This is a genomic window from Vibrio sp. (genome assembly GCF_050299255.1).
Taxonomy (GTDB): Bacteria; Pseudomonadota; Gammaproteobacteria; order Enterobacterales; family Vibrionaceae; genus Vibrio.
In genome coordinates, this window is sequence record NZ_JBNKVP010000026.1 from 1 (window position 1) to 25,350 (window position 25,350).

Genomic DNA, 25,350 nt, shown 5'->3' on the forward strand with positions numbered 1-25,350 from the left:
ACCTGAGCGCGTTTCAGGCCAGCGAAAGAACCCACTGGCCCGGCAACCTGAAGAAGTACCGGATTGCAAACGGCGAGATCGTCGACAGCAACGGGCTTGCTGCCGTCGACCCGACCACCGGCTTTTTCAAACCCAAGTCGCAGAGCTACTGGTCCATTGGCGCGGACGGCAACGATGTTCGTGCCGGCGGCGCCGCCAACGTACTGCCAGACCCGAGCGTTCGTAACGTGTACACGAACCTGTCGGCCAACAACGACCTTACGGCAGCTAGCAATGCCGTATCGAGGAGCAATGTCGACTCGTTCGGGTTCGGCGACCTCGGACTGACCGGGTCGGCCAACGAGCCGGCCAAGGAAGACGTGATCGACTTCGTGCGCGGCGTGGACGTCACCGACGAAGACAATAATCCGAATACGCTGGTCCGTTATGCCATGGGCGACCCGCTGCATTCGCAACCTGCGGCCATAGTTTACGGCGGCACAACGGAGGATCCCGACATCGTCGTTTATTCGGCGACCAATGACGGTTACGTGCATGCGCTGAGCGGCAGGACCGGTAAAGAGCTGTGGGCCTTCATCCCTCGGGAACACCTGCCGCAAATGACCAAGCTGTTCTTCAACCCCGAATCTTCGCCCAAGAGTATCCCGGGTTAAGCCCTGAATGGCGAGCGGAGTAAGCAGGTTACCCTGCAAAGCCAGTAGTGCGACACAATCACAGTTTATCGCTTTACGGATAGCGTCGAGCAGATTATTGAATCGCTGCTGATCATCACTTCCGCTGGCGAGGCCGATGGTCATTTCGGTCAGGGTGGAGATAGAAAAAGTTTGCATTAGCACTACAGTTAATTAACGGGGTAATTATGTGATTATAGAGTCATTTTGACTTACTTAATAGTAGTCGAATTGACATGGTTGTACAAAGCAAAGTCAATAAATCCAGATATTTGATGGATTTGCTGCTGGCACTAGTTTTGCAGACTAGCGATGTTCCGCAACAAGGTTGTGCGTTGTATCCGGCAACCTCTGTGGCTGACCACGGGCCAAATGAACCCGAAACTCGGGTTAAAAATATGATTGCTCAACCCAAATCCCGAGTGAGGCTAGCCAGGCGAACGCCCAAGTAGAGAAACCAGAGCGGTGAACAACCGCCATCAGGCATCTGAAAAATACAAGGTGCCAGTCAGCTTAAAAGAGAGAGTAAAATAATATGCTTAGTGATCGTCATATCGAGATAGTGAAGAGTACCATTCCATTGTTGGAGCAGGCAGGACCGGCGCTGACGCAACATTTCTACCAGCGCATGTTCCACCACAATCCCGAATTGAAAGACGTGTTTAATATGAGCCACCAGAAAACCGGGCGTCAGAGTGTGGCTCTGTTTGAGGCCGTTGCTGCCTATGCCAAGAATATCGATAACCTGGCTGCGCTGACCAGTGCAGTGGAGCGCATTGCTCATAAACACACCAGTTTCAACATCCAGCCACTGCAGTACCAGATTGTTGGCCACCACTTGCTGGAGACACTACGTGAACTGGCACCGGACGCATTTACTGCTGAAGTGGAAGAGGCCTGGAGTGAAGCGTACGGGTTTCTGGCCAATGTGTTTATTGAACGAGAAGGCGCGCTTTATCAACAGCGTAAGCAGGCCAAAGGGGGCTGGCAGCACCGACGTGAATTTGTTATCGCCGCCAAACAGCCTGAATCGCAGTCGGTTACCAGCTTTACTTTAAAACCGGCAGACGGCCAGCCAGTGCTGGATTACCAGCCAGGCCAGTATATCGGCGTTGAAGTGAAACCCAGCCAGGGAGAGTACAGCGAAATACGCCAGTATTCACTGTCTCAGCGCCCGAATGGCCATAACTACCGTATTTCGGTTAAGCGGGAAGGCGAGAGACACCCGGGGCTGGTTTCCAATTACCTGCATGATGAACTGAAAGTCGGAGACACGGTATCGCTCTATCCGCCAGCGGGGGATTTCTTCTACCAGGAACGTAACCGACCGGTAGTACTGATCGCCGCAGGCGTCGGGGCCACTCCCCTGCAGGCGATGTTGCAGCAACTGGCCGCAGAGGGCAAAAGGGAGGTCAGCCACCTGTACGCGTGCAACCATGTCGCGCAACACACCTTTGCGGTGGAAACGCGCAAGTTGATTAAAGATAGCAACTGGCAACAGTTTGTCTGGTACCTGGAAGGTGAAGCAGAACTGAGTGGCGAAATGAAGCTCAGCGAGGTCGCTGACCAGTTGCCAATGGCGGAGGCGGATTTTTACCTGTGTGGACCGCTAGGATTTATGGAGAGCGTCGTGCGTCAGCTACAGGATCTGGCAGTAGACCGCAGCCGAATCCATTATGAAGTGTTTGGCCCGCACAGCTACCTATAACGACCAACAAATGAGCCCGGTGGATGACCGGGCTCAATCTGAATGCGTATTGGCCGCGTTTAACCGCGCCACTGCTCGATAACCACCTCATAGTTGGCGTCGTTGGTATCGAGATACAAGGTGTCACCGGAAATCATGATCGACATATCGATGGTGCGGGGCAGAGACTCAGATAATTCGAGTAGGGAATCGCAACCGAGGTAGGTGATTTCGGTATTAAGTCCGGTCAGTTTATTCTGGATTTGCTGCCACCATTGGTTGGCCTTGCTGTTGAAGCAATACACTTTGCTCTGCGTGGCGAGTCGAGCCGCTTTTTTGATCCGGTCGAAGCTGGGTTCGCCGATGTCGATCCACAGAGTGGGTTTACCAGTCAGATCAAGCGACCAGAGGTCCGGCTCATCGGTGGTTGACAGGCCTTTGGTGAAACTGGGCTTCTGATCGGCATTGAGTGCATAAGCCAGAATCCGGGCTAACATGCGAATGCCCGTTTCAGATGGATGCTGGGCTACGGTGAGGTTAAGGGTATCGTAATAATCGCTGTTGAGATTGGTCAGGGCGATACGGAATTTGTAAATTGTGGGTTTCAGTGCCATTAACGTTATAACCTAAAACAAAAATAGCCAGCTAAAGCTGGCTATTTAAAACAAAAAGTCGTGCTATTACAGTACTTTGATGCTTTCTGCTTGAGGACCTTTTTGGCCTTGAGTTACTACGAACTCAACTTTTTGACCTTCAACCAGAGTACGGAAACCGTCGCCAGTGATAGCGCTGAAGTGAGCGAACACGTCTGGGCCATTTTCTTGTTGGATGAAGCCGAAGCCTTTAGTTTCGTTGAACCATTTTACTGTTCCAGTAACAGTGTTAGACATAGTCTTATTCCTATATATATATCAAAATCTTAGCCGAATACGGCACGGATAGCGTGGAAAAGTAGATTGCTATTGCGTACGACACGACGGCGGAATCACAAGTAATCCAACGAAACGTTTTGTAGACAAAGAACTGCTTTCTAGCTGGATTCGAGTCTAGAGTAATTCTGCGCTAAGTCAATCGGGCTTCGAGCTAAATCTCATAAATTGTCACGATTTCATGTAAATTTATGCGCTGAGTTTCATTTTAGTTCCAACATTGAGCCAATTCATTCGCCTGTCATGTTTCATTAGTAGCCCCAGGCTCTGGTAAAATGATTGCGTTCGGTAAAAAGCTGGACAATAATCACAGCGCGATTGAGCTGTTCAATCGATAAACAATCAGGAGAGTCATATGAAGCCAAAAATACCCGATAGCGGGCCGAAGACTGAATCCACACAGTTGGAAGTAGGTCGCGGTGTCGTTAAAGATAATGCCCTTAAAGCCGTCGTCACCAGCCAGCTGTTTCGCACCCGCGTCGTGAAAGCGAAAAAAGGTAAAGGTAGCTTTCAACGTAAGCAGAAACACAGAGGCAAAGAGCCCTATTCAAAAGCCGCTTAATCAGCGTTGTTTGAATAGGGCTCTTCAAATAACACGGGCAGGCCATCAGAGGTCTGCCCGTTTTTATTGCCAGAGGCTAGATCGTTAGCGCTCTATTTTGGGTGAATAGATCGAATACGCAGTAACCTGTCCGGCGACGATGGCAGAAAACATGAATAGCGCCGATAAGCCAATACTCGGGATGGGCAGGATCGATTGCTCAAAGAACGATTGCCCGGCGCTGACCAGTACCCGACTGCCTGGTACCAGGATAATGATGCCCTGTACGATGTAAATGGCACCGGTCAGGTTAAGCATTTTGGCCAGCCAGGTGCCATATAAGGTGATCAGTACCGTCGTGACCCAGGTGCCGACCACCCAGCCTGCATCCAGGCCGAGGTAGAACGGTCCCCACATACCCAGCATGGCAACCGGCAATCCCAGCAGGATGTCCATAGGGCGGGCATTGAAGATCACGCCGATTGACACTGACAGTAGAAACAACCCGGACACATGCATAATAAAAGGCACTTCGTTGAGGTATGGCACGCTTTGCGCCTGACCCCAGATGGATTCACCGATATTCAACCCGATTACAATACCGACAAATAGCTTGATTAAGGTCAGGGCACTCTGACCAAGTAGGCTGGTGCCAGATACTAGATCGTTAAATGCCAGACACTCCAATGCGTTTGCAATAGACAAACCGGGTACAAACAGGATCACAGCAGCGATACATAATGCCCAAATGGGGATCGGCATGCCGGTACTGGCTACAAAGGCGACCAGAATGCCGGTGAACAGCGCGGCAATGAACTCTACGGCAATTGCCCGGCGGGCTTTACACACCAACTGACATAACCAGACCACCAGTCCCAGTATTACGGAGAAAGCCACCGCTTCGAGGGTGCTGCCAACCAGCATCAGGTAAGCCGGGGGAATGCCCATGTTCGCCAGCGCGATGACCCATTTCGGGTACTTGATCGGCTCCGGCAGCGGTTCATTGCTGGGCTGGTTGATGCGGATAATGGTATTGGCCAGTCTGCTGAGGTTGATAGACGCGGGCTGGTGGCGCTTCATTATCACCACATTATCGTCATCGGGGAACTGGTAGTTCACCGTTGTCGGCGTGGCTTGAATCATCACATCGACGCCATGTTTATTGGCGTAGTACTGGGTGTACTTTTCCAGTTTGTAGGGCGCACAGCCGCTTTTGTGTAACGTATCGCCAATCTCGACGATTTTATTGATTCGGTATTCTGTAGGCATCGCTAACACGACCTGATTAAGAGTGAGCAGAAATTAACAGAGAGTGATGACAGAAAGTAGTGATAATTGCGTTTTTAGCGCAAAATTTTCGCACCAACAGGCCGACGGTAAATAGCGCTGTATGCATATACATTCGAAGTCATATATTGTTGCTTTTGTGACCGCTGACCAAAATATTTTAAGGTTAAATATATGTTACAAAATTATTCACTTTGTAAGATTTTTCGTGCTTAACCGCATACCAGCTTGATTGTGCATATATGGTTTGTTAACCGATTATTTACAATCAAATAATTGGTTACAAAATGTACAAATTGTGGGTAAAAAATGGGCTTGAAATTAAATTTAAAAAGAAGAAAATAGCCGCAAAATGAGATTTCATTTATGAAAACCTACTTTTGCGGAGTAAAGAAATACGATGAAACTGATATTGATCCTAATGGCTTCTTTATCTGCCGGTGTTGCCTCAGCTGACCATCTCAATTCGTTCATGCTAGGCCTGTCGATTTCTGCCCTGGCCGTTGGCAGTTGCTACTGGTTTGCATTCCGGACCACTCGCTTTCCGCATCTGGCGCTGTTTCTGCTAATTTGCGGTGCGCTGTCGAAATTATCGATCACCGTCGCGGGTGTCGCGTGGGGAATGTCAGCGAACCTGATCACCTCACCGCTGGTGTTCACCTTGTCCTATTTGTTCTTCTCGCTGGTGGTCACGTACCTTTGGTTTAGTTACCGCGACAGCATTACCCCGACGCCGGAAAAATTCGCTCAGGCGTAAAGCAGACCGCTGTAAACAGAAAAAGACCAGCCATCGAGCTGGTCTTTTGTCTATCTGCTGCCCAAAATTAGCACTCTATCTGCTCTTCCAGGCTACAGACTTTCATTCCCCTGGCAACCGCAGGCCGCGCCATCAGGTTGGCTGCCCAGCACTGAATGTTCGGATAACTGGCAAGGTGTAAAGCTTCGCTGGCGTGATAGCTGTTATCCAGACAGACGACCCAAGGCAGAATGGCAAAATCGGCGATGGTCAGATCGTCGCCAATTACAAACGTTTTGCCTTCCAATTGGTTCTCCAGCACCGTTAATAATCGCAGTGTTTCGTCAGTGTAGCGCTGCTTGGCATAGCTGAGGTCCTGCCCCTGAGGAGCGTGAACGCAGAAATGACCATATTGGCTGAACATAGGGCCGACGGCACTGACTTGCCAGAACAACCACTGCAGGGTGTGGCTTCTTTTGGTGGGATTTATCGGGAGAAACTTACCGGTGGCTTCCGCCAGATGCAGCAGGATTGCACCAGATTCCATAATGGCCAGCGGCGCGCCATCATCGGCAATTGGGTCAACGATTGCCGGTATTTTGGCATTGGGGTTGATACGGACAAATTCAGCGCTGTGGTGATCGCCACTGCTGACGTCTATGGTATGGGCTTCGTAGTCAACGCCCATCTCTTCTAAGGCAATGGCGACTTTCTGGCCATTAGGCGTCGCCAGGGAATAGAGTTGGATTGCGGTGTTCACCGTGTGTTCCTCTGGTTTCAGATGCTTAGAACAATTTTAGTTGAGGTTAGCCGGGTTTGCGCACCACTTTGATACCAACAAAGTGACGGATGGCATTTATACAGGCGGCAGGCAATATCACAATTCTGAACGAATGCTCACCTGATGCTGACATGCCAGCCTCGGCTTGACGGAAAATTTAATCATTCGCCAAGACCAATAGGAAGGCTATGCAATTTACTCAGCAAGACCGGGAAGCGCTTTACCAAATCTGGATGTCTCAAAAAGCCAAAATGCGCCTGACCCAAATGGAAGTCGCCAAGCGACTGGGTCTTACTCAGGTCCAGTTTTCAGATATGCTGCGCGGAGACGAGCCGCTTAGCATGACTTTTGTTACCCAATTTTGTCGTCATATGCATGTCGACCCTAAGCTAGTGTTGCCATCGCTGCGCAACGACGGCCACAGCGGTACCCAGGCGGTCTATCTGCAAAGCAGAATGACGGTAGATGGTGAGATTCAGCGCGCTTATATTGAAGGCAACCAGGTGGTGGTCGAGTACGTCCACACGGTAGAGCCCTGAGCCTGATTTAGCCCGTTTCAGCAAAGTTGACAGCAAGGGTTGCAGCAGGTCTGAGCGGCCTGATAGGCTAGCGGCAATTTGATTCAATCTGATCGCACTATGCTGGAAAAACAAAACCTACTGAAACTGGCCAGAATGACCATGCCATTCGGCAAATATGCCGGTCGTCATCTTATCGACTTACCGGAAGAGTACCTGCTGTGGTTTGACAAAAAAGGCTGGCCTGAAGGTGAGTTGGGCCAGTTGCTGCAACTATGCCTGGCTTTAAAAATCGAAGGGCTGGATTCGGTAGTGAAGCCGTTGAAATATGGCAATCCTGACCACCGTTAGCCAGGTTTAGCAAACTCGCAACGCCAACGGCATCTCGCAGTACAATCGTCTCTAAGCAAATGCTAGACTGTGCGCCTATTTCATTTAGTGGTTAAAGGTAGTGTGATGAACCCGATTCTTGCAATGTTGAAAGAAAACAATATTAGCGACCAACAGATCAGCGAACTGTTTGAAGTGCTAACTCAAAACCCGCTTGCTGCCATGGCAACCATCAGCCAGCTGGGCTTGCCGCAAGACAAACTTCAGTTGTTGCTCGGCCAGGTGATGCAAAACCCGGCTCTGATCAAAGAGGCTGTTACCGAACTGGGGCTGGATTTCTCCAAAGTGGAAGCGGCGAAAGAGCAACTGCAAAAGTAACCCCCTCGTTTCGATTTTCGTACCTGAAACATTTCCAGGTTAAGTCATCGCCAATGGGTGACTTGGAGCAAAAATAAAACAAGCTCTGAGCCGGGTTTTGGAACAGAGCTTGTTTTTATATTATCTGACGGTGTGGCTTATTCCGTAACAGTAGGTACCGCAGTGACAAGTGTCTCTGTTTGTTCAGCTACAGCTTTCTCAGGCACAGCTTCTTGAGCCGTCACTACCTCTGCCGCAGCGCCGCTAGAAACAACACTTTCTACGGTTTTCGTGTACGACTCCAGCAGTTTTGACAAGCGTTCACTGAGCTCTTTTTCCTGCTGCAATGACTTCTTATTCAGCTCTAACTCAGCAGCGGCTTTTTCCAGGCTCGCTTTGAGCACGCTGATCTCATCGTTAGCGCTGGCCAATGATTGAGACAGTTCTTCGTTTAAGTTCGACTCTTCGCTTTTGCTGGCTTGCAGTGATGCAAGGATGGCATTCGCCTGTTGAGTCAGTGGCTGGTTACGGTAATCTTCACCATCGACGGCTGTAGAAATCTCGAGTAAAGCCTTTTCGTAAGTGAGCACTACAGGCTCGAACAGCTTGTTTTTGACCAGAGAAAGCCTAGTCACTTCGTGTGCGACGCTCATAGTATGGGCAAGGGCGAATTCAGCCTCTTTAACCGCTTTCTCGATGGCTGTGAAGTCACGAGAATTGGTCTTTACGGTAAGTTCTACTTTTGCGATTTCGGCCGCTGATTTCTTGAAGGTGAGCGGAGCCAGGTTATCAAGCCGTTTGGTGCGCTGGTCTGCAAGCTGGGCCTTAAGCGGCTCAACGTACTTTTTGAGAATCACTCTTACTTCCAGCTGCTTGGCAACATCAAGGAATTTCACCTGAGCAAATTGGGCATCGCTAATCTCATTGTCATCAACATAAGTGAACAGTTTTAGATAGCTGGAATGCACTTGGCTATACTTGGTCGAAAAGGCGGCTTTCGCATCCAGTTGGTCTAAGTAATCCATTTGCGCGATAGACTCTGCCAGGACTTCGTCAGCCTGAGCCTTTAGGGCAACCAGTTGATTGTATGAGGCTTCAGTCTCACCAAGTAGCTCGCTATATTTCTCAGCATATGTGTCCGAGCTGAAAATGGAATAGTCTTCGGTTGTTTCACTTGGGTCTTCGGCAATTTCGTTGTAGACCTCTGTGGTTTCTTCCCAAGACTCCTGCAGCGCGCGGACCTTAGAAGCGGAATAGAGTTTGAAAGAATCCAGGTCTGATAGAGTCTTACTCCATTGCTCCTGTTGCGATTTGATTTGTTCAAACAGACTGAAGGCATCGATTTGAGATTCGACCTGCTGCTTGTTGGTGACGTCTGCCATTGCACTTTGATCTTTCCCTGTGCTTTGACAACCTGACAATGCAGAAACGACGATGCCGGCAACTGCTGCTGTTTTGAATAGATTCATCTTTGTGGCTCTTTTATTGTTAAAGATTATTTTAGAGTAATTGTCATTACATATATTTATGAGCCGATAAGTCTCTCATTTTTATGGGAAATTAACACCCATATATGATTATTTTTTGAAGTTAGAAAGGGCCAGATATGGAATAAAATATTGGTTTAAACGGTGAAGAAGAAATATTGTTTGATTAATGAACAATGTGGTTAATAAATATACATTCATTTAATCGGACTTTGAATTGGTGACAATTATAGAGGTATGAGAACCGAGAGTTTGACGTACAATCAAGCAAACCAAAGCGTGCTGGCTATCCGCCTGTTGTTTTTATCCAGAGAACAATCGATGCACCCATGGAATCAAGCGGTACAAACAGCACTGGAGCCTTTGGCCGATGCTAAAAACGCCAGGATGATGAAATCTTATCTGTGTGATCAATTTGAGTTCTATGATATTCAATCTGGTCCTAGAAGAGATGCACTCAAGCTGCTTTTTTCAACAGCGAAGCTGCCTGCATGACCATCTCTTCCCGCTGTTGTGGGTGAGTCGTGGTCGCTTCCACAGCGAGAGTATTCTAAAACCAATGCCAAGGCGGTGAAGACGTTTATTGACCAGCAGAACATCTAAGGCCTGGCTCGCCGTGAAGGGTTGAAGTGGTTAAACAGCCAGGGCCGAATATAGCCTTAACTTTGGTTACCAGGAACAACGGCTGCAGCGCAAATTAGTAAAGCAACGAAAAACCACCAGGGATGCATCATTTAAGCATCTTAGGCGTGATAAACCATTCGATGTTGCCTCGTTGGGTCTCAATCTCCTGCCAACTATCGACGTTAAATGAAATCGCTATGGTCCCAACGGTGGGAAACTGGAGATCTGTGTTGCCAGTAAGGGATATGGCAGCCGACTCGATTTCCGGGTTATGGCCAATGATCATTATGCTGTCGTAATCGTGGTTATACTGCGAAAGGTAGTCTGCAAGTTCGGCGCTGGTGTAACCCCCATAGAGAAATGGTTCCAACAAAATATCTCGCGTATCTATACCTAACAGCCCGGCAAAATTAACCGCAGTCTGTTTTGCTCGCTCAGCATTACTGCTGATGATTAAGTCGGGTGGATTATGGCGACGCTTCAAGTTACGGGCGATCATTTCTGAGTCTTTATGGCCCCGCGGTTTTAACTCACGTTCAAAGTCAGATTTTGCACTGCTGAAGCTTAGTTGTTCGGTTTTTGCGTGACGAACCAATATTAATGTTTTCATCTATACTGCCCATGAAAAGTTATCAGGTCATTCCATAATATTAGGGGCAATTGTTCTTTTGAGCCTCACTTCTGTTTAGTGGTGTGCTAGTGTAATTTCGTAGGCAACTTTTGGTGAATACAATTCAAAGGAGTTGAGATAGATCGAAATGGTATCCCTTAGCGATACACAATAAATGCTCTGCCGACGCAGACCTTTTTGATGAGGCATAGAACGGATGTTATGCCCAATAGGTTTCTTCTAGTTCTTCTTGGGCAATCGTGAGTAGCGCCATTAACGTTTCTGCATCTTTATATTTACCCGCAATTATGGCTTGTCGTAATTCAACTCGAATGGCCTTTACTTTATCTATACTGACTTGTCTCTTCATTAGACAGCGTAAACCATCAGCTTGATTCACGGTTGTGCTTTCATTGTTCATCTAAGCTCCTACCTCGTTGGCGTATAATGTCTCGATATGTACAGTGAGAAAAAATTCAGCTGCACAATTTACACACTTATATTTAAAGTAGTTTTCTAAACACTTTTCCCAAAGTGTCCTGTGTATTCGTAAACCACTAGATACTCCTCACAAAAAGGTCACGGCCTATTAGTACGCATAGATCCTACTAACAAATAAACAATAATCGATTCATACTAGTCAACATATGAAATCAGTTTGTATGCACCAAGTTATATTGGGTTGTGGGGTAATTTTGAGATCTTCATCGAAAAAATACGCATTAGGTCATTTGAATAAGCGTAAAGTGTCAATGTTAGGACTCATATACCGCAAGGTTTACCTGCTTAAAACGACAAAGGAAAAGAGATGTCCCTAATCACTGCCAATCCGCTCAGCGAATGCTCGGGCGGTTATACCATGCAAAAGTAGACTCAAAATCACTGTGCAAACCACTGTCAGGGCAATAAACCTTCCGCCAGGTAACTCGGCATCTAAGACAATGACGGTGAAGACGATGCTCGCCAAACCACGCGGGCCGAACCAGCCCATAAACAAGCGGTGCTTGGCGGGTACTGAGGTGCCGATAAAAGAGAGGTAAATAGGCAGCATACGCACCAGGGTCAGGCTTAGCAGCGAGTACACAATCATGCTGGCCGAGAATAGCCCCAAGATACGGCCAACGACGGCTGCGCCAAATAGAATCCACGTTAACATCGCAAGTAGTTCTGCGAAACTTTCGGTGGTTAACACCAGCTTGTGCGTATGGCGAGAAACAAGATGGCCAAACAATAGCCCGCCGGTAAAGGCGGCTATATAGCCGCTGCCGTGTAGCGTCTGCGCCAACCCGAAACTACATAGCGCAATAGCACCTACTGTCAACTGAACCCATACTTCACTAAGCCAGGCGAGCTTAGCGCTCCAGTAGAGCAGTTTTGCGCCAGCATACGCCAAAGACATCCCAACCAGCATACCGATCCCCAGCTCTTCGGCAAAGACCATTAATGCATGACCGGTACCCAAACCCGCGTGGGTAGTACTGGTGGCTATCGAAATCAGCAATAATAGGATCGGAACACAAAGGCCATCATTAAGACCACTTTCTACGTTAAGGCCTTCGCGTACCGGAGCGGGAACTTTAGGGTTGGAAATGACGGCTTTGCCCAGTGCTGCGTCGGTCGCAGCCAACATGGTGGCAAGAATGGCGGTTTCAATTAAAGACAGTACATCAAACAGCACCATGGCCAAAAGGGTGCCGAAAATAATGGCTCCCGGCAGTCCGATGAGCAGCATTCTTACCGGATAGACGGCTTTCTGTTTTAAAACCGTTAGGTTGGAGTGGGCTGCGTCTGAAAACAGAATCAATGCCAGAGTAAGGTCAGCGAACAGTCTCAGATCGTTAGCTTCGGCCGATTCGCCGATAATCCCAAGGCCTTTTTCACCTAGCAGCAATCCCAAAACCACATATACGATAGGGCCTGATATACCAGAGTTCTCAATGCGTTTTGCAATCAGGGTATATAAGAATACGATCCCTGCGAGAATGCTCATCACTGCATAGAGGTGCTCTAAATTCATCGTACGTTCCTTGAGCGAACAGAAAAGTGAGAATACAGCTTAAAGATTAGAGCTTGAGGTGAAAATAACCAACCCATTCCAAGAATTAGCGCGTAATTGGCCTGCCGAGACCGTGTGAATAATACAAAAAAGCCACCTGATCAGCAGGTGGCTTTGTCTTGCGTTTCGCTTTATATCAAAGACTCAATGCCATATTTTGCGCCATAGTTTTCGACCACAAAATCGATGTCTTTATCGCCGCGGCCGGACAGGTTGAGCAGAATAGCCCCTTTCTCGCCCTGTTTGGCCAGTTTGATCGCATACGCCACCGCGTGTGAAGATTCAATGGCTGGGATAATGCCTTCCAGGCGCGACAATTCAAAGAATGCGTCTATCGCTTCATCATCGGTTATCGTGCCGTATTTCACCCGGCCGATGTCTTTCAGGTAGCTGTGTTGTGGCCCAACCGACGGATAGTCTAGTCCACTGGCGACAGAGTACACTTTTTGCGGCTCGCCCTCTGCATCTTTCAACATGTAGGATTTAAAGCCGTGCATGATGCCCGGTTCGCCGAGAGTCAGAGTTGCAGCATGTTCGCCTTCTTGTTGCAGTGAACGTCCTGCCGGTTCCACTCCATGAATTGCCACATCTTTGTCGTCCAGAAATGCGCTGAACAGGCCCATCGCATTGGATCCGCCACCCACGCAGGCAACCAGATTCTCTGGTAGTTTTCCGGTCATTTCCTGGAACTGGACTCTGGCTTCATTACCGATAATGGATTGGAAGTCGCGGACCATTTTAGGGAATGGGTGAGGGCCAACCACAGAGCCGATGGCATAAAGCTGGGTATGCGGGTCTTTCAGGTAAGCTTCAAATGCAGCATCGACGGCTTCTTTCAGTGTCTTGCGTCCGTGTGTCGCCGGAATTACGTTGGCACCCAGGATCCGCATTCTCACCACGTTCGGGTGTTCTTTGGCAATATCCACTTCGCCCATGTAAATGTCGCACTCTAACCCGACCAGTGCCGCGGCGGTCGCGAGTGCTACGCCATGCTGACCTGCACCGGTTTCCGCAATCAGTTTGGTTTTACCCATCTTTTTAGCCAGGATCGCTTCACCCAGGCAGTGGTTAATTTTGTGCGCACCGGTGTGGTTAAGATCTTCCCGTTTCAGGTAGATATCGACGCCATATTTTTTCGACAGGTTCTCAGCATGAAATATCGGGCTGGGACGGCCAACAAAGTGTTTGTAGAGGCGCGCCAGTTCTGTCTGGAATTCGGGATCTTGGCTGCACTCTTCATACGCCGCATTAATATCACGCATGATTTGTTCCAGTTCAGGGGGAATAAAACTACCACCGTATTCGCCAAAGTAACCGTCGCTGTTAGGCATTGGGTGGTCAAAGGTGTTTTTCATTATTTCCGTCCTTGTAAATGAATATCGTGATGCCTTTATACCTAAACTTGGCAAATGGTTGTGTGATCAGTTGCTTAAATCGTGATGTAGTCCTTTTAAACTAGTCGAATAGTACAAAGTGGTGTTCTAACCCCCATTGCGATAAAGGCATGGGTGATTCTCGGGCCGGGTTTTAAAACGCTTGTGCATCCACATCCAGGCGGGAATATTCCGGCTGATCATTGTCTCGATCTCTTGGTTGATAATGGTGGCCGCCTGGGTTGGATTTCTTCGCTCAATTTTCGGGCTGATATCATTGCCTATATGCAGCATGTAATTACCATTATCAACTACACAAACTCCCGAAATGACCGCGCATCGTGTTGCGTCGATTAAGACACTCGAGCCAGCCGTACTTGCCGCCTGATCAACAGCAAAGAATGGCACGAATACTGAGTTGTGGTGGCCATAGTCATGATCGGGCAAATACCATAGTCGATGGCCGTTCTTGAGCACTTTGAGCATTGATTTTACATCTTGTCGATCAATCATCTTATGCCCATAGCGGGTGCGGCCCCGGTGCTGGATGAACTCATAAACCGGATTAGTGTGAGGGCGGTAAACTCCGTATCCAGGAGCAAACTGGCTGAAAATTCGGGCGGTCATTTCCAGATTGAGGTGGTGGCTGCAAAGTACCAACACGCCACGATGATTAGATTCCTGATCCAGTATCTTTTGTTTGCCGAAAACCAGTGCATGCTTGCTGACGCGCCACTTAGGCCAAAACCAAGCCATACCTGTTTCCATCAGCGCCATCCCCGCGTACTGGAAGCTACGCTGAGCCAATGCTTTACACTGTGCTTCAGGCAAATCAGGGAAACATAAGCTCAGGTTTTTTTCAGCGACTCTGCGGCGCCTTTTTAAGATGCGCATGATCAGTGAGCCGGTGCGATAGCCTAGTCCTCTTATTGCCGGATAGGGCAAAAAATTGACGATCACAGCCAACAGCCCGAATGCTAACCACACCAGCCAGTATTTAGGATGCAATAATTTTAGTTGAAATGGAGGGGGAGGGATGATCTTCACAGGTTACCTACCAATAACGCTATTAATCGGAACATGAGACGACACTAAGTGATGCCTGCTATGGTTAATGGTTATTGTTGATAGCTAACTTATTAAAATAAATGGGTATATTGTACGGGTACGTAATGATATGTCGCTTGACGCCAACGACGTTGCAGCCAGGCTACAACGTCGTTTTGGTGAGGGTTATTCTTTGTCTTCCTGCCAGTCTTTTGGCGCCAGGTAGGCGTTCAGACGGTGGGCCTGACGGTTGGTGAGTTTCTGCCAGGTCTGATTAATATCCTCAGCGGTTATTTTGTTGATAAACGGTTCGGGGTCCGCATAAGCCTGCAATTCAAACCCTGACACAGCGAAATATGAGAGCGTAGAGCTCTGCAGCTCTGGATCATCACGGTCATCCTCGAGTTCAAGCAGTAATAGAGACTTAACGATCGCCAGCTCTTCTTGTGTTATCCCCTTGTTCATAGCGGTAATAAGCTCATTCATGGTCATGTCTGCCTGGTTCTTTTGTTTCGGGTCAATCGACAGCACAAAGAACATTGTCGCCAAACCCGAGGTACTGGATTTGTACACCTCTACATAGGGCGAGTAGTCCAGCCCTCGTTCTTCTCGCAGCAGGGCATCTATCCTTCGGTTTACAATTTTTTCCAATAGATCAAGGCTGTATAACTCTTCAACATTCATCTGCGAACCAAGTGATGAGAATATTGTAAGAAAGGCAATTTTGGGCTCATTGGATGCTTTCACCATCACACTGTCCTGACCTTTATTCAGCTTAATATCCCGCGGCTTTAGTTGCCCTTCAAGATAACTGATATTGGCCACGTACTGGCGCAGGTAGGCTTCGATAGCCTCTGGTGCCATATCAGCCACGATAATCAATTTAAAATCATCTTTTTGTCTGAACAGTTGCTGATAAACCGAGTCAACCTGTTCGGAATCAACTAAGGTTAATTGCTCTACAGAAGACGGGCGTTCGGAGTTGTTTTCTCCATAGATAGCATCATTGATCGCGGTGTCAAAACGCCCCGTAGGGCTATCCAGCATGGATCGGCGTTCATCGATGAATCTGCTTTTTGCAGTAGAAAATTGAGATTGGTCCACTTTTGCATTGGTTGCGGCCTGATGCAGCAGGGCAAAAGCTGTTGCCAGATTTTTCTGAGTTGTTGAGATGTTCAGAGTACGCTGATTTTCATCTACCGAAAAATCCAGCCAGGTGTTGTTAAGGGTAAAGAAGTTATTGAGCTGAATCGCATTCATTTCACCAAGACCGCTGTGCATAAACGCACTTTGGCTGAGTTCAACAGCAGGTTTTAGCGTGCTGGGCAATAATAGTGTCCCCCCTTCCGCAGAGTAATTTAGATAGACATCTTCCCCTGCATAGGATGATTGTAGAAACCACACTTCAATGCCATTTTCCAGCTTCCAGCTAGTGAGGTCATGTTGCAGGTTGCTGTAGCTGCTGATGATCTCACCTTTAGTTGTGGGAGTTGGTAACTGCTCGATGTTTGCTTGAGTGGCGATTTTTTTACCGGCTTGGTCCAGTGTAGAAGAGAACTGTCTGTCCGCCTTTTCCAACCAGCGTTTGGGGTTAATCTGTTTGGCACGTTCTGATGCCAGGCCATAGAATACAATTCGGTCTTTGCGGCTAAGCTGTTGTTGAATCTGTTGGTTGAGCTCAGCAACATCAACTTGATTGATAAATCGTGACAGGTTTGCGCGGTAGTCTTCCATAGACTGATAAACGGTGTCGTGCTCCAGCGACAATTCTTTGTCAGCAATAATCTCTCTTGAGCTCTTTTGCTCCCAGTCTGATTCTAGGTTTTCCAACTCAAATTTATATAAGGCGAGGGCCACTTCCAGCTCGGACTGGTTTACGCCATGATCTCTAAGATTAGCGAGTTCTGTGGCAATGAACTTCTGAATTTCAGCTCGTTTTTCTTCGGCAAATTCTACATCGATATAATTGTAGCTGACATTTTCGATGTCCAAATTGGAAACGTCTATACCTGAATATTCAACTTTCTCCTCCATAGACCTGTTAGTCAGTCTATTTTGGATTAAGGTGTTCATCAGGTTGTTTTGTAAGCCTTTTCTTTGGTCTTCCAGGGTTCGATATGGTGCAATATCTACCGGGTAATTCAGGCTAATGGCAGAGATACTTCCTTCCGGTAAAACCAGAAACTGCGCCGAGCGATCCTGAGAATGGGTGACCTCGGCAGTAACCGTGCGGTCAATGGTTTTGGCTTTCCAGTCAGAGAACTTGGTTTTCACCAGTTTTTCGGTTTTGGCAAAATCAAAGTCGCCGACGATGATCAGCTCGGCATTATTGGGCGCATACCATTTTTGGTAGTAAGCCTTTAGCTGTTCCGGGTCAAGTTGAGCGATGCTGTCCGCTGTGCCATTTGGGTCATGTTTTGCCAGCACGGTATCTTTGATCAGATAGTCGTAGACCTGCATAGCCATTGGCCTTTCTTTGGGTAATCTGAGCCGTATCTCTCCTTGAATGACCCCTTTTTCTGCCTCAATTTCTTTCCGCTTCAAATTGAGCCCGTAACCGATATCCTGGAACCAGGTCAGTACTTTTTCGATCTGAGTGTTATCGGGCAGAGAAAATTCGTAGCCGGTGATGTCGTAACCAGTATATGCGTTGATGCCCGGACCAAACGCTACGCCAGCTTTTTCGAACTCAGCGATCATGTTGTTGCCGGGAAAATGCTGGCTGCCATTAAATGCCATATGCTCAAGAAAATGGGCATAGCCAGATTGTTGCTCTGTTTCCTGGACACTACCAGCATGGACAAGAAAACGAAGTTCTATTGGTTCGTCTTTTATGTAGTAAAAGTGATAATTAAAGCCATTCGGCAGAGTTTGGCTTTTCCATTGGGTATCCGCAGATATTGGCTCAGCCTGGGAAGCAAAAGAAGCAGAGAGCAATAACAGACATACCGTCGGGGGGGATATTGAAAACCTAGACATAAGTACTCCATAGACCACGAAGCGTCAGAAGAGGCAACATGGAGATTAGTTACAAATCTATAAATATCATGATGTTAGCTGTGATAGATTGAAGGTTTTATATGCAATAGGTCAAGTATGGAAGTGTAATGTTGCCTGATAAAAGGTCAGCAACATATAAGTGCAAATGACCAGTGTGGTGCAGAAAGTACTTTTGTTTGGTTATTACACAACAATACATAAAATTACTTTATATAAATAAAATTATCAATAAAATCGCTCCCTCTGAAAAATAACAAGATTAATGACTGTGATTATTTTAGTCATGGATCTCTTTAACACGCCTTAAACTAATAGGTTTCTAAACTAATAATTTTCTGAATTAACCACATGTTTAATATCAGTGTTTATTTAATTATTTAATCGGGTAGGATGATGTCTAATATAACAAGAAAAATATATCTCGCAGGGCCGGAAGTGTTTCTTTCTGATGCAACAAAAATTGGAGATTTTAAAAAGTCACTCTGCTCTCTATACGGGTTTGAGGGGTTGTTCCCTCTGGATAATGTGATTAAGTTTTCGTCGGCAGTACCTCAGGAAAACGGCCTGGAAATCGCTTTTGCTAACGAGCAATTAATCGCAGAAGCCGATTATATTATTGCCAACATCACCCCGTTTCGTGGCGCGAGTTGTGATGTCGGGACGGCTTATGAAATGGGACTCGCCAGAGGATATGGCAAGCCAGTGTTCGCATATACTAACGATACCATGCTGTTTTTAGAGCGCAATTTATCTACATTGCCAGGCTGCCAGAGCGTGGGTGACAATCAGTATATTGATAACCTGGGTATGACATTAGAGAACTTTGGTTTGATTGATAACTTGATGTTAGATGGCGCGGTCAGTGATTCCATCGTGATGCACGATCTGGTTGAAAAAAACCAACCCTATAGAGAGTTGGTTGGCTTTGAACAGTGTTTGAAGCAAGTAGTAAAATATGAGAAAGAGCACTAATTAAAAATATTAGGTTAACTTTGTTATTTTCGTATATCACAATGTCGATCCATTGTGGTATACGAAATTTATTTATCTCTGGTTGAATAATACCCTGGTAGGTAATTTATTATCGGGTGCATAAAATTCAGTTATATATCAGCTGTAAGCCGCGTCTGAGTTACCCCTCCAATTAACAGTATAAAACTGCTCTCACCAGTAAAGGTCTGCTTAATTTTTATGCGTTTTGATTTATATTTGACAATATTGTCACGAGCGCAGCCATAAAAATACAATATAACTGCAATAAAAGTTTCAAAAACTGTTGGTTAACTATCGCCGCATTTTTACCTTAGGAACCAAAATGAAACACATAGTTAAACCATTGGTCGTAGCTGCAGTGACGTCTACCCTCTCTTTTTCTGCCCTGTCCGCCGAGATTAAAAACGTAATCTTAATGATTGGAGACGGTATGGGACCGCAGCAAGTGGGATTGCTAGAAACTTATGCCAACAATGCACCACATTCCATATACAAAGAGCAAACAACCGCTCTGTATAAACTGGCCCAGCAAGGGGTGATAGGCTCGTCTCTGACTCACCCGGAAGACGCGATCGTGGTTGATTCCGCCTGTTCTGCCACCATGCTGGCGACCGGAGTCCCAACCGCTTCTGAGGTGATTGGTATTAACTCCAATGGTGACCATATTGAAACCGTGCTGGAGAAAGCCAAGCGTCTTGGTAAAGCGACCGGGCTGGTGTCGGATACTCGCCTGACTCACGCGACACCAGCGGCTTTTGCGGCGCATCAACCGCATCGCTCGCTGGAAAATGACATCGCCTCTGACATGCTGGAAACCGGTGCCGACGTTATGTTGTCTGGCGGACTTCGTCACTGGATTCCTAAATCAAGCAACGACAAAGGTGCCACATACCAGCAGTTGGTTGAGCTGACGCACGGTGATGTAAAGCTGAAATCCAAGCGCAGTGATGAGCGTAACCTGCTGACTGAAGCCCAGGACGACGGCTACAGTCTGGCGTTTAACAAGCAGATGATGCAACAGGCGCAGGGCGATAAATTGCTAGGACTGTTTGCTTATTCAGGTATGAACGATGGTATCGCCTACAGCAACTCGAAAGATGATCCAAAACGTACTCAGCCAACGTTAAAAGAGATGACGGTAAAAGCTATCGATGTACTGGCGAAAGATGAAGATGGCTTTTTCTTAATGGTAGAGGGTGGTCAAATCGACTGGGCGGGCCACAGTAACGACGCTGGTACCATGCTGCACGAAATGATCAAATTCGATGAAGCGGTTAACGCGGTTTACGAGTGGGCTAAAGATCGTGATGATACTTTAATCATCGTCACTGCCGACCACGAGACCGGTTCATTTGGCTTTAGTTACTCTTCGCAAGGGTTGCCGAAACCAGAAAAACGCAGCGGCGAAGCGTTCCAGAAGCGCGCCTATGCACCTAACTTCAACTTCGGTAAATTTGATGTGTTGGATGGCTTGTACAACCAAAAGCTAAGCTACGCCGCTATGTTCGCTGAGTTTGACCAGCTGGACAAATCTGAACAGACGGCGGAAAAACTGGCTGATATTGTCAATGCCAACAGTGATTTCCCAATCACAGTGGGTCAGGCAGCGAACGTGCTGAAAACCAAGCCAAACCCTTACCAGCACGACGGTCACAGCTACCTGGCCGCAGAAGACGTACCTGCTATCAATGATTTTGACGCCTTCTTCCCATACAACGATCGTGGCAATGTGCTGGCTCGTCAACACGCGACTGGTCAGAACACGGTTTGGGGCACCGGCACTCACACCCATACGCCGGTTAACGTGTTTGCCTGGGGACCGTTGAAAGAGATTATCCCGGTGTCGAAGATCATGCACCACTCAGAACTGGGTGAGTTTATTAAAGGTATGGTTAAGTAATCGCCTTACCTAGATATAACGATTCCAGTTGTTAAAACACAGCGGCCCTTAGCATTTGCTCAGGGCCGTTTTTTTATGCCTTCGCAAGATACAACGGCATTATGAATCCTCTTTTACTGTTACCAAGGTGAGTGGCGGAGAGTGGTAGCGTGCCGGTAACAAACACCGGCAACTAAAGAGACAAGAAAAAATTGGCCTCGAATGAAGAGGTTCCTTCTCTGGCCTGAAGACAGCAATTGCATATTACTGATGGCGTTCGGGGTATTTATGGTCAAGACTTTTAGCTGACAGCAAACTTTCAAGCCAGCAACGTAAAGCGACAAGGATGCCGACCATGAATAAACCGATCATCGCCGCCAACAAACCGATCAAAGTCGACTTAGAGCAGGGCAAAGATTACTACTTCTGTGCCTGCGGACGTTCGAACAATCAACCGTTCTGCGATGGTTCCCATGCGGGCAGCGGGTTTAAACCAAAACACTTCGTGGCGGAAAAAAGCGAAGCCGCTTACCTGTGCCGCTGCAAGCATACCAGCAATGCGCCGTTCTGCGATGGCACGCATAAACAGTTCAGTGCCGAGCAAGTGGGCAAAGAGGGGCCGGGAGTAACATCGAAACCCGATCAGGCGCCGGTGGCCAAAGCGACCAGGGAAGAACCAACAGTCGAACTTATCCATCAGATGGCCAAAGATGGACTTAATACACTGGGTCACCACGGCCCGATGACCGCCATGGGGGTACCACGCAACGAGCTGCCACACTGGGATGATCTGCAAATCATGGTGGCACAGATGGCCACTAAACCGCTGATGGAAGAGGAGCCGGTGGCCACACAATTGGTAATAGGGCCGAATGCTCAAAGGCCACTGACGCTGCAAATACCGTTGCTGGTGTCCGACATGAGCTTTGGTGCGCTGTCGGAAGAGGCCAAAATAGCACTGGCGAAAGGAGCCGAACTGGCTGGTACCGGGATCTGTTCCGGAGAGGGGGGGATGTTGCCTGAAGAACAGCAAGCCAACCAGCGCTATTTTTATGAATACGCCAGTGCCGGGTTCGGCTACCGGGAAGAGTTGTTAAAGCAAGTGCAGGCGTTCCACTTCAAGGGAGGCCAGGGGGCGAAAACCGGCACCGGTGGTCACTTGCCAGGCAACAAAAATGTTGGCCGGATAGCCGAGGTAAGAGAATTACCCGAGGGTGAACCGGCCATCTCACCGCCGACATTTAAGCATTTGGTTACCGTCAATGATTTTAGAAAATTTGCCGATCGGGTACGGGATGTGACCGGCGGTATTCCCATCGGCTTTAAACTCAGCGCCAACCATATTGAGCAGGATATTCAGTTTGCGCTGGATGCCAGTGCTGACTACATCATATTGGATGGGCGGGGCGGCGCGACCGGTGCGGCGCCACAGATATTTCGTGACCATATCAGCGTCCCTACCATTCCGGCACTGGCGAGAGCACGACGATATCTGGACTCGAAAGGGGCCAGCGGCCGAGTGACGCTGATCATCACCGGCGGGCTGAGATTGCCAATGGATTTTGTCAAAGCGCTGGCCTTAGGTGCCGACGGCGTGGCGATTGCCAACAGTGCCATGCAGTCGATAGGGTGCGTGGCGGCGCGGATCTGTAATACCAATAACTGCCCGGCCGGGATCGCCACACAGAATAAGGATTTACGTCAGCGGTTAAATATCGACAAATCAGCCCGGCAGCTACATAACTTTTTCACCGCCTCGGTAGAGTTGATGCAGGTGATGGCCCGGGCTTGTGGCCATAACGATCTGCGCCAATTTAACCGGCATGATTTAGCAACCTGGCAGCGTGAAATGGCCTATTTGTCCGGGGTGAAATACGCCGGCTACAACAAAATCTGACACAGTGTCCTGATTTGCTGGGATTAAAAAAGGCTTTTACTCAGCAGTAAAAGCCTTTGGTCGTTAGTGCCGTTTAGTGAAAAATCTGACTGCTGAATTTCATGTATCTGCTGTTACCCATAAGTTCTTTGAACGCATCTCTGTCCAGTTGGATCAGAGTTTTGTGGTCACCCGCTTCCAGGTAAACGCAATCTAGATTGGCCAGCGATTCATCACAAATGGTCGACATATGGTAAGCGCTGCCAATTGGGGGGACGGCGCCGTGTTCACAGTCGTTGAACATTTGGTAAACCTCTTGCTCTTTCACTAAATGGAAGTTCGCATTTAACTCGTCGTTAAGCCGTGACAGACTGATTTTGGAATCGGCTGGCAACACCGCCATCATATGTCGGCCTTCATGATCTTCCAGTATCACTCCTTTAGCGAGATTCATTAAAGGAATGCCAGCTGCAACACCACTTTGAAGCGAACTGTGACTGAAACTGTGATTAACGGTGTGAAAGTTAATGTTGTGCTCAGTCAGATAATCGTCGAGTCGGGTTGCTATGGTCATTGTAAACCTCCGCATGTCTATGACCCTATATCAGTATAGCCAAGAACCCTGAAGCAACCACGTTAGATCAACCTCTGACAGCGGCTACGGCGGGCTAGCGGTTCGAAAACCAAAGTGCAGAAGACAGTTAATTGACGACAATTTCCGCAACTGGCTGGTATACCAATCGCTCGCCTTCGCGTTTGCTTTCCATCAAAGCCAGCGAATGGATGGTAAGTTCAGCCGGTGGGATCACCAAATCATTGAGCGGCTCTCGCATAATGATGTTTCGACCTAAGGTGATATGCGGGGTGTACCTGCGTTGTTCGGGGGAATAACCGGCATTGGAAAGTAACTTAGCCAATTGCTTTTGCAGCGCAATCAGGGCCTTATCCCGCTCCACTGCCAGCCACACCAACGCTTTTTCTTTGCGGCTGAAAGCCCCAAGGTGGCGCACGGTAACAAATTCCGGACAACCACTCAGCTGGTGGAGAATAGGGGTGAGTATCGCCAACTGAGCAGCCGGCGTTTCACCGATAAACTCCAGCGTTACGTGGAAGTTCCCCTCGCTGGTAAAGCGACCTTTTGCCGCATGGTCTGCCACCAGATCGCGGTAACAGGAGATCTCCCGTTTGGTTAACGGATCAAAGGTTAAAGCAAAAAACAGGCGCATTCGCTTTCCATATCAGTGAGTTGTGAATTGATACCTTTGAGTGTAATACAAAAACTGCTCCTGCAATTGTCAGTCTTAATATCCGTTATTTGAATATTGGTCGTATCGCTCATTCTGTTAAATAACGATCATCTATGATTGATACAGTAGTGCTAGCGGGAAGCCTCTTCCCGCAAGACTCGCAACCCGTTTGGTTGTTTACAATAGAAAAATGAAAGGGCAGTTATGAATAACATTGCGAATAGTGCCGAAGTGACCGCTTCGCAGAAGATGAGTTTTTTGGATCGATACCTGACGATTTGGATTTTTCTCGCAATGGCCATTGGCGTGGGGGTAGGTAATTTTTTTCCTCAAGTTGCTGAATGGAACCAAAGTATGTCCGTGGGTACCACCAATATCCCGCTGGCGATTGGCTTGATACTGATGATGTATCCTCCGCTGGCTAAAGTGAACTACAGCCTGTTGGGGGAAGTGACCCGTGACAAGCAGGCAATTACGCTGTCGCTGGTGATGAACTGGATTGTTGGCCCGATCCTGATGTTTTCGCTGGCAATGATCTTCTTACGTGACCAGCCGGGGTATATGGTCGGAGTAATCCTGATCGGTCTGGCCCGCTGCATCGCAATGGTACTGGTCTGGAACGATATCAGCGGTGGTAGCAAGGAGTATGGTGCGACTCTGGTGGCACTGAACAGCGCCTTTCAGATCCTGACTTACAGTTTTATGGCCTGGTTATTTATCACGGTGCTGCCGCCCTATTTTGGTCTGCAAGGGTATGCGGTGGATATTACCATTCTGGATATTGCCAAAAGCGTATTGATCTATTTGGGTATCCCTTTTCTCGCGGGCTATTTGAGCCGTCGTTGGCTGGTGTCAGCCAAAGGGGAGCAGTGGTATAACGATGAGTTTATCCCAATGATCTCACCGATCACCTTGGTCGCCCTGCTGGCCACCATAGTGCTGATGTTTAGCCTGAAAGGCGAGATGATTTTTGAACTGCCGGTGGATGTATTGCGGGTTGCGATACCGCTGGTGGTTTATTTTATGCTGATGTTTTTTACCAGCTTCTTCATAGGCAAACGGCTGGGGATCCCCTACGACCAGAATGCGTCGATTGCTTTCACCTCATCGGGCAACAACTTTGAGCTGGCGATAGCGGTGTCCATCGCGGTATTTGGTTTGAACTCAGATCAGGCGTTTGCCGGCGTAATAGGGCCTCTGGTGGAGGTGCCGGTGCTGATAGGGTTGGTCAACGTCGCCTGGCGATTGAAGCGCAAATATTATGATTAAACTCTGAGTTCGCCAGCTATCCAAGACTCAGCAAAGAAGAAAAGCCACAACC

Annotated in this window: 24 protein-coding genes and 2 pseudogenes; 12 read left to right on the forward strand and 14 right to left on the reverse strand. The window is 48.0% G+C overall.

All coding sequences use genetic code 11. The annotated features are described in order from the left end of the window. Positions 1-431 precede the first annotated feature (431 nt). On the forward strand, positions 432-653 hold the full coding sequence (locus ACQY6F_RS09190; RefSeq protein WP_428773893.1) for a hypothetical protein: 222 nt from the start codon (positions 432-434) through the stop codon (positions 651-653). Here the strand turns inward: ACQY6F_RS09190 and ACQY6F_RS09195 are convergent. Next, positions 612-830: pseudogene (locus ACQY6F_RS09195) on the reverse strand (nitric oxide reductase transcriptional regulator NorR); the annotation flags it as partial. The gene ACQY6F_RS09190 and the pseudogene ACQY6F_RS09195 sit on opposite strands and share 42 nt — an antisense overlap. A 376-nt stretch (positions 831-1,206) precedes the next feature. Between ACQY6F_RS09195 and hmpA the strand changes: the two are divergent. Further along, complete coding sequence (gene hmpA, locus ACQY6F_RS09200; protein ID WP_428773837.1) at positions 1,207-2,379, forward strand: NO-inducible flavohemoprotein; 1,173 nt, start codon at positions 1,207-1,209, stop codon at positions 2,377-2,379. Between the two features lie 59 nt (positions 2,380-2,438). On the opposite strand, the gene ACQY6F_RS09205 is transcribed toward hmpA, so the two are convergent. Both ACQY6F_RS09205 and ACQY6F_RS09210 read right to left on the reverse strand, forming a co-directional pair. After that, positions 2,439-2,972: a YaeQ family protein gene (locus ACQY6F_RS09205; RefSeq protein ID WP_428773838.1), complete on the reverse strand. Its 534-nt coding sequence runs from the start codon at positions 2,970-2,972 to the stop codon at positions 2,439-2,441. A gap of 66 nt (positions 2,973-3,038) precedes the next feature. Then, the gene (locus tag ACQY6F_RS09210; RefSeq protein WP_428773840.1) at positions 3,039-3,248 is read right to left on the reverse strand and encodes a cold-shock protein; all 210 of its coding nucleotides are present in this window, start codon (positions 3,246-3,248) and stop codon (positions 3,039-3,041) included. Positions 3,249-3,642: 394 nt separating this feature from the next. Here ACQY6F_RS09210 and ACQY6F_RS09215 point away from each other — a divergent pair. Then, positions 3,643-3,840 (forward strand): annotated as a pseudogene (locus ACQY6F_RS09215) (alternative ribosome-rescue factor A); the annotation flags it as partial. 93 nt (positions 3,841-3,933) lie between these two features. Here the strand turns inward: ACQY6F_RS09215 and ACQY6F_RS09220 are convergent. Next, complete coding sequence (locus ACQY6F_RS09220; protein ID WP_428773841.1) at positions 3,934-5,097, reverse strand: threonine/serine exporter family protein; 1,164 nt, start codon at positions 5,095-5,097, stop codon at positions 3,934-3,936. Positions 5,098-5,515: 418 nt separating this feature from the next. Here ACQY6F_RS09220 and ACQY6F_RS09225 point away from each other — a divergent pair, with 418 nt between their 5' ends. Next, positions 5,516-5,872 carry an NADH:ubiquinone oxidoreductase gene (locus ACQY6F_RS09225; protein WP_428773843.1) on the forward strand — a complete coding sequence of 119 codons (357 nt, stop codon included), beginning with the start codon at positions 5,516-5,518 and terminating at the stop codon, positions 5,870-5,872. Positions 5,873-5,939: 67 nt separating this feature from the next. Here the strand turns inward: ACQY6F_RS09225 and ACQY6F_RS09230 are convergent, their stop codons facing one another. Further along, complete coding sequence (locus ACQY6F_RS09230; RefSeq protein WP_428773845.1) at positions 5,940-6,611, reverse strand: glutathione S-transferase N-terminal domain-containing protein; 672 nt, start codon at positions 6,609-6,611, stop codon at positions 5,940-5,942. Positions 6,612-6,820: 209 nt separating this feature from the next. On the opposite strand from ACQY6F_RS09230, the gene ACQY6F_RS09235 reads away from it, so the two are divergent. From ACQY6F_RS09235 to ACQY6F_RS09245, 3 genes are all read left to right on the forward strand, one after another. Further along, the gene (locus ACQY6F_RS09235) at positions 6,821-7,171 is read left to right on the forward strand and encodes a helix-turn-helix domain-containing protein (protein ID WP_428773847.1); all 351 of its coding nucleotides are present in this window, start codon (positions 6,821-6,823) and stop codon (positions 7,169-7,171) included. 99 nt (positions 7,172-7,270) lie between these two features. Next, a complete protein-coding gene (locus ACQY6F_RS09240) occupies positions 7,271-7,501 on the forward strand; it encodes a DUF3820 family protein (protein WP_428773848.1) in 231 nt (76 codons plus the stop codon). 105 nt (positions 7,502-7,606) lie between these two features. Then, positions 7,607-7,858: a DUF2999 family protein gene (locus ACQY6F_RS09245; RefSeq protein WP_428773849.1), complete on the forward strand. Its 252-nt coding sequence runs from the start codon at positions 7,607-7,609 to the stop codon at positions 7,856-7,858. A 137-nt stretch (positions 7,859-7,995) separates the two neighbouring features. On the opposite strand, the gene ACQY6F_RS09250 is transcribed toward ACQY6F_RS09245, so the two are convergent. Continuing rightward, complete coding sequence (locus ACQY6F_RS09250; protein WP_428773851.1) at positions 7,996-9,306, reverse strand: ATPase; 1,311 nt, start codon at positions 9,304-9,306, stop codon at positions 7,996-7,998. A 270-nt stretch (positions 9,307-9,576) separates the two neighbouring features. Here ACQY6F_RS09250 and ACQY6F_RS09255 point away from each other — a divergent pair, with 270 nt between their 5' ends. Then, complete coding sequence (locus ACQY6F_RS09255) at positions 9,577-9,819, forward strand: DNA alkylation repair protein (protein ID WP_428773852.1); 243 nt, start codon at positions 9,577-9,579, stop codon at positions 9,817-9,819. A gap of 235 nt (positions 9,820-10,054) precedes the next feature. Here ACQY6F_RS09255 and ACQY6F_RS09260 read toward each other — a convergent pair whose 3' ends face one another. The 6 genes from ACQY6F_RS09260 to ACQY6F_RS09285 all read right to left on the reverse strand — a co-directional run bounded on the left by ACQY6F_RS09260 (position 10,055) and on the right by ACQY6F_RS09285 (position 18,013). After that, positions 10,055-10,558 (reverse strand): SixA phosphatase family protein, encoded by a 504-nt coding sequence (locus tag ACQY6F_RS09260; protein WP_428773853.1) that lies wholly within the window; start codon positions 10,556-10,558, stop codon positions 10,055-10,057. A 220-nt stretch (positions 10,559-10,778) separates the two neighbouring features. Then, a complete protein-coding gene (locus ACQY6F_RS09265; protein WP_428773854.1) occupies positions 10,779-10,979 on the reverse strand; it encodes a hypothetical protein in 201 nt (66 codons plus the stop codon). A gap of 393 nt (positions 10,980-11,372) precedes the next feature. Beyond that, positions 11,373-12,575 carry a cation:proton antiporter gene (locus ACQY6F_RS09270; RefSeq protein ID WP_428773855.1) on the reverse strand — a complete coding sequence of 401 codons (1,203 nt, stop codon included), beginning with the start codon at positions 12,573-12,575 and terminating at the stop codon, positions 11,373-11,375. A gap of 170 nt (positions 12,576-12,745) precedes the next feature. Beyond that, positions 12,746-13,969 (reverse strand): tryptophan synthase subunit beta, encoded by a 1,224-nt coding sequence (trpB, locus tag ACQY6F_RS09275; protein WP_428773857.1) that lies wholly within the window; start codon positions 13,967-13,969, stop codon positions 12,746-12,748. Between the two features lie 126 nt (positions 13,970-14,095). Further along, positions 14,096-15,034, reverse strand: coding sequence for an LpxL/LpxP family Kdo(2)-lipid IV(A) lauroyl/palmitoleoyl acyltransferase (gene lpxL, locus ACQY6F_RS09280; RefSeq protein ID WP_428773859.1), 939 nt, complete (start codon positions 15,032-15,034; stop codon positions 14,096-14,098). Positions 15,035-15,220: 186 nt separating this feature from the next. Continuing rightward, positions 15,221-18,013 (reverse strand): M16 family metallopeptidase, encoded by a 2,793-nt coding sequence (locus tag ACQY6F_RS09285; protein WP_428773861.1) that lies wholly within the window; start codon positions 18,011-18,013, stop codon positions 15,221-15,223. A 414-nt stretch (positions 18,014-18,427) separates the two neighbouring features. Here ACQY6F_RS09285 and ACQY6F_RS09290 point away from each other — a divergent pair, with 414 nt between their 5' ends. The 3 genes from ACQY6F_RS09290 (at position 18,428) to ACQY6F_RS09300 (ending at position 22,803) form a co-directional block, all read left to right on the forward strand. Then, on the forward strand, positions 18,428-19,006 hold the full coding sequence (locus ACQY6F_RS09290; protein ID WP_428773863.1) for a nucleoside 2-deoxyribosyltransferase: 579 nt from the start codon (positions 18,428-18,430) through the stop codon (positions 19,004-19,006). Positions 19,007-19,349: 343 nt separating this feature from the next. Next, positions 19,350-20,927 (forward strand): alkaline phosphatase, encoded by a 1,578-nt coding sequence (locus ACQY6F_RS09295; RefSeq protein ID WP_428773864.1) that lies wholly within the window; start codon positions 19,350-19,352, stop codon positions 20,925-20,927. A 334-nt stretch (positions 20,928-21,261) separates the two neighbouring features. Next, on the forward strand, positions 21,262-22,803 hold the full coding sequence (locus ACQY6F_RS09300; RefSeq protein ID WP_428773865.1) for a glutamate synthase-related protein: 1,542 nt from the start codon (positions 21,262-21,264) through the stop codon (positions 22,801-22,803). A 73-nt stretch (positions 22,804-22,876) separates the two neighbouring features. On the opposite strand, the gene ACQY6F_RS09305 is transcribed toward ACQY6F_RS09300, so the two are convergent. Both ACQY6F_RS09305 and thpR read right to left on the reverse strand, forming a co-directional pair. Continuing rightward, positions 22,877-23,356, reverse strand: a complete 480-nt coding sequence (locus ACQY6F_RS09305) for an aminoacyl-tRNA deacylase (RefSeq protein WP_428773866.1) — start codon at positions 23,354-23,356, stop codon at positions 22,877-22,879. Between the two features lie 127 nt (positions 23,357-23,483). Next, complete coding sequence (thpR, locus tag ACQY6F_RS09310; protein ID WP_428773868.1) at positions 23,484-24,008, reverse strand: RNA 2',3'-cyclic phosphodiesterase; 525 nt, start codon at positions 24,006-24,008, stop codon at positions 23,484-23,486. 225 nt (positions 24,009-24,233) lie between these two features. On the opposite strand from thpR, the gene arsB reads away from it, so the two are divergent. Then, a complete protein-coding gene (gene arsB / locus ACQY6F_RS09315; RefSeq protein WP_428773869.1) occupies positions 24,234-25,298 on the forward strand; it encodes an ACR3 family arsenite efflux transporter in 1,065 nt (354 codons plus the stop codon). Positions 25,299-25,350: the final 52 nt, after the last annotated feature.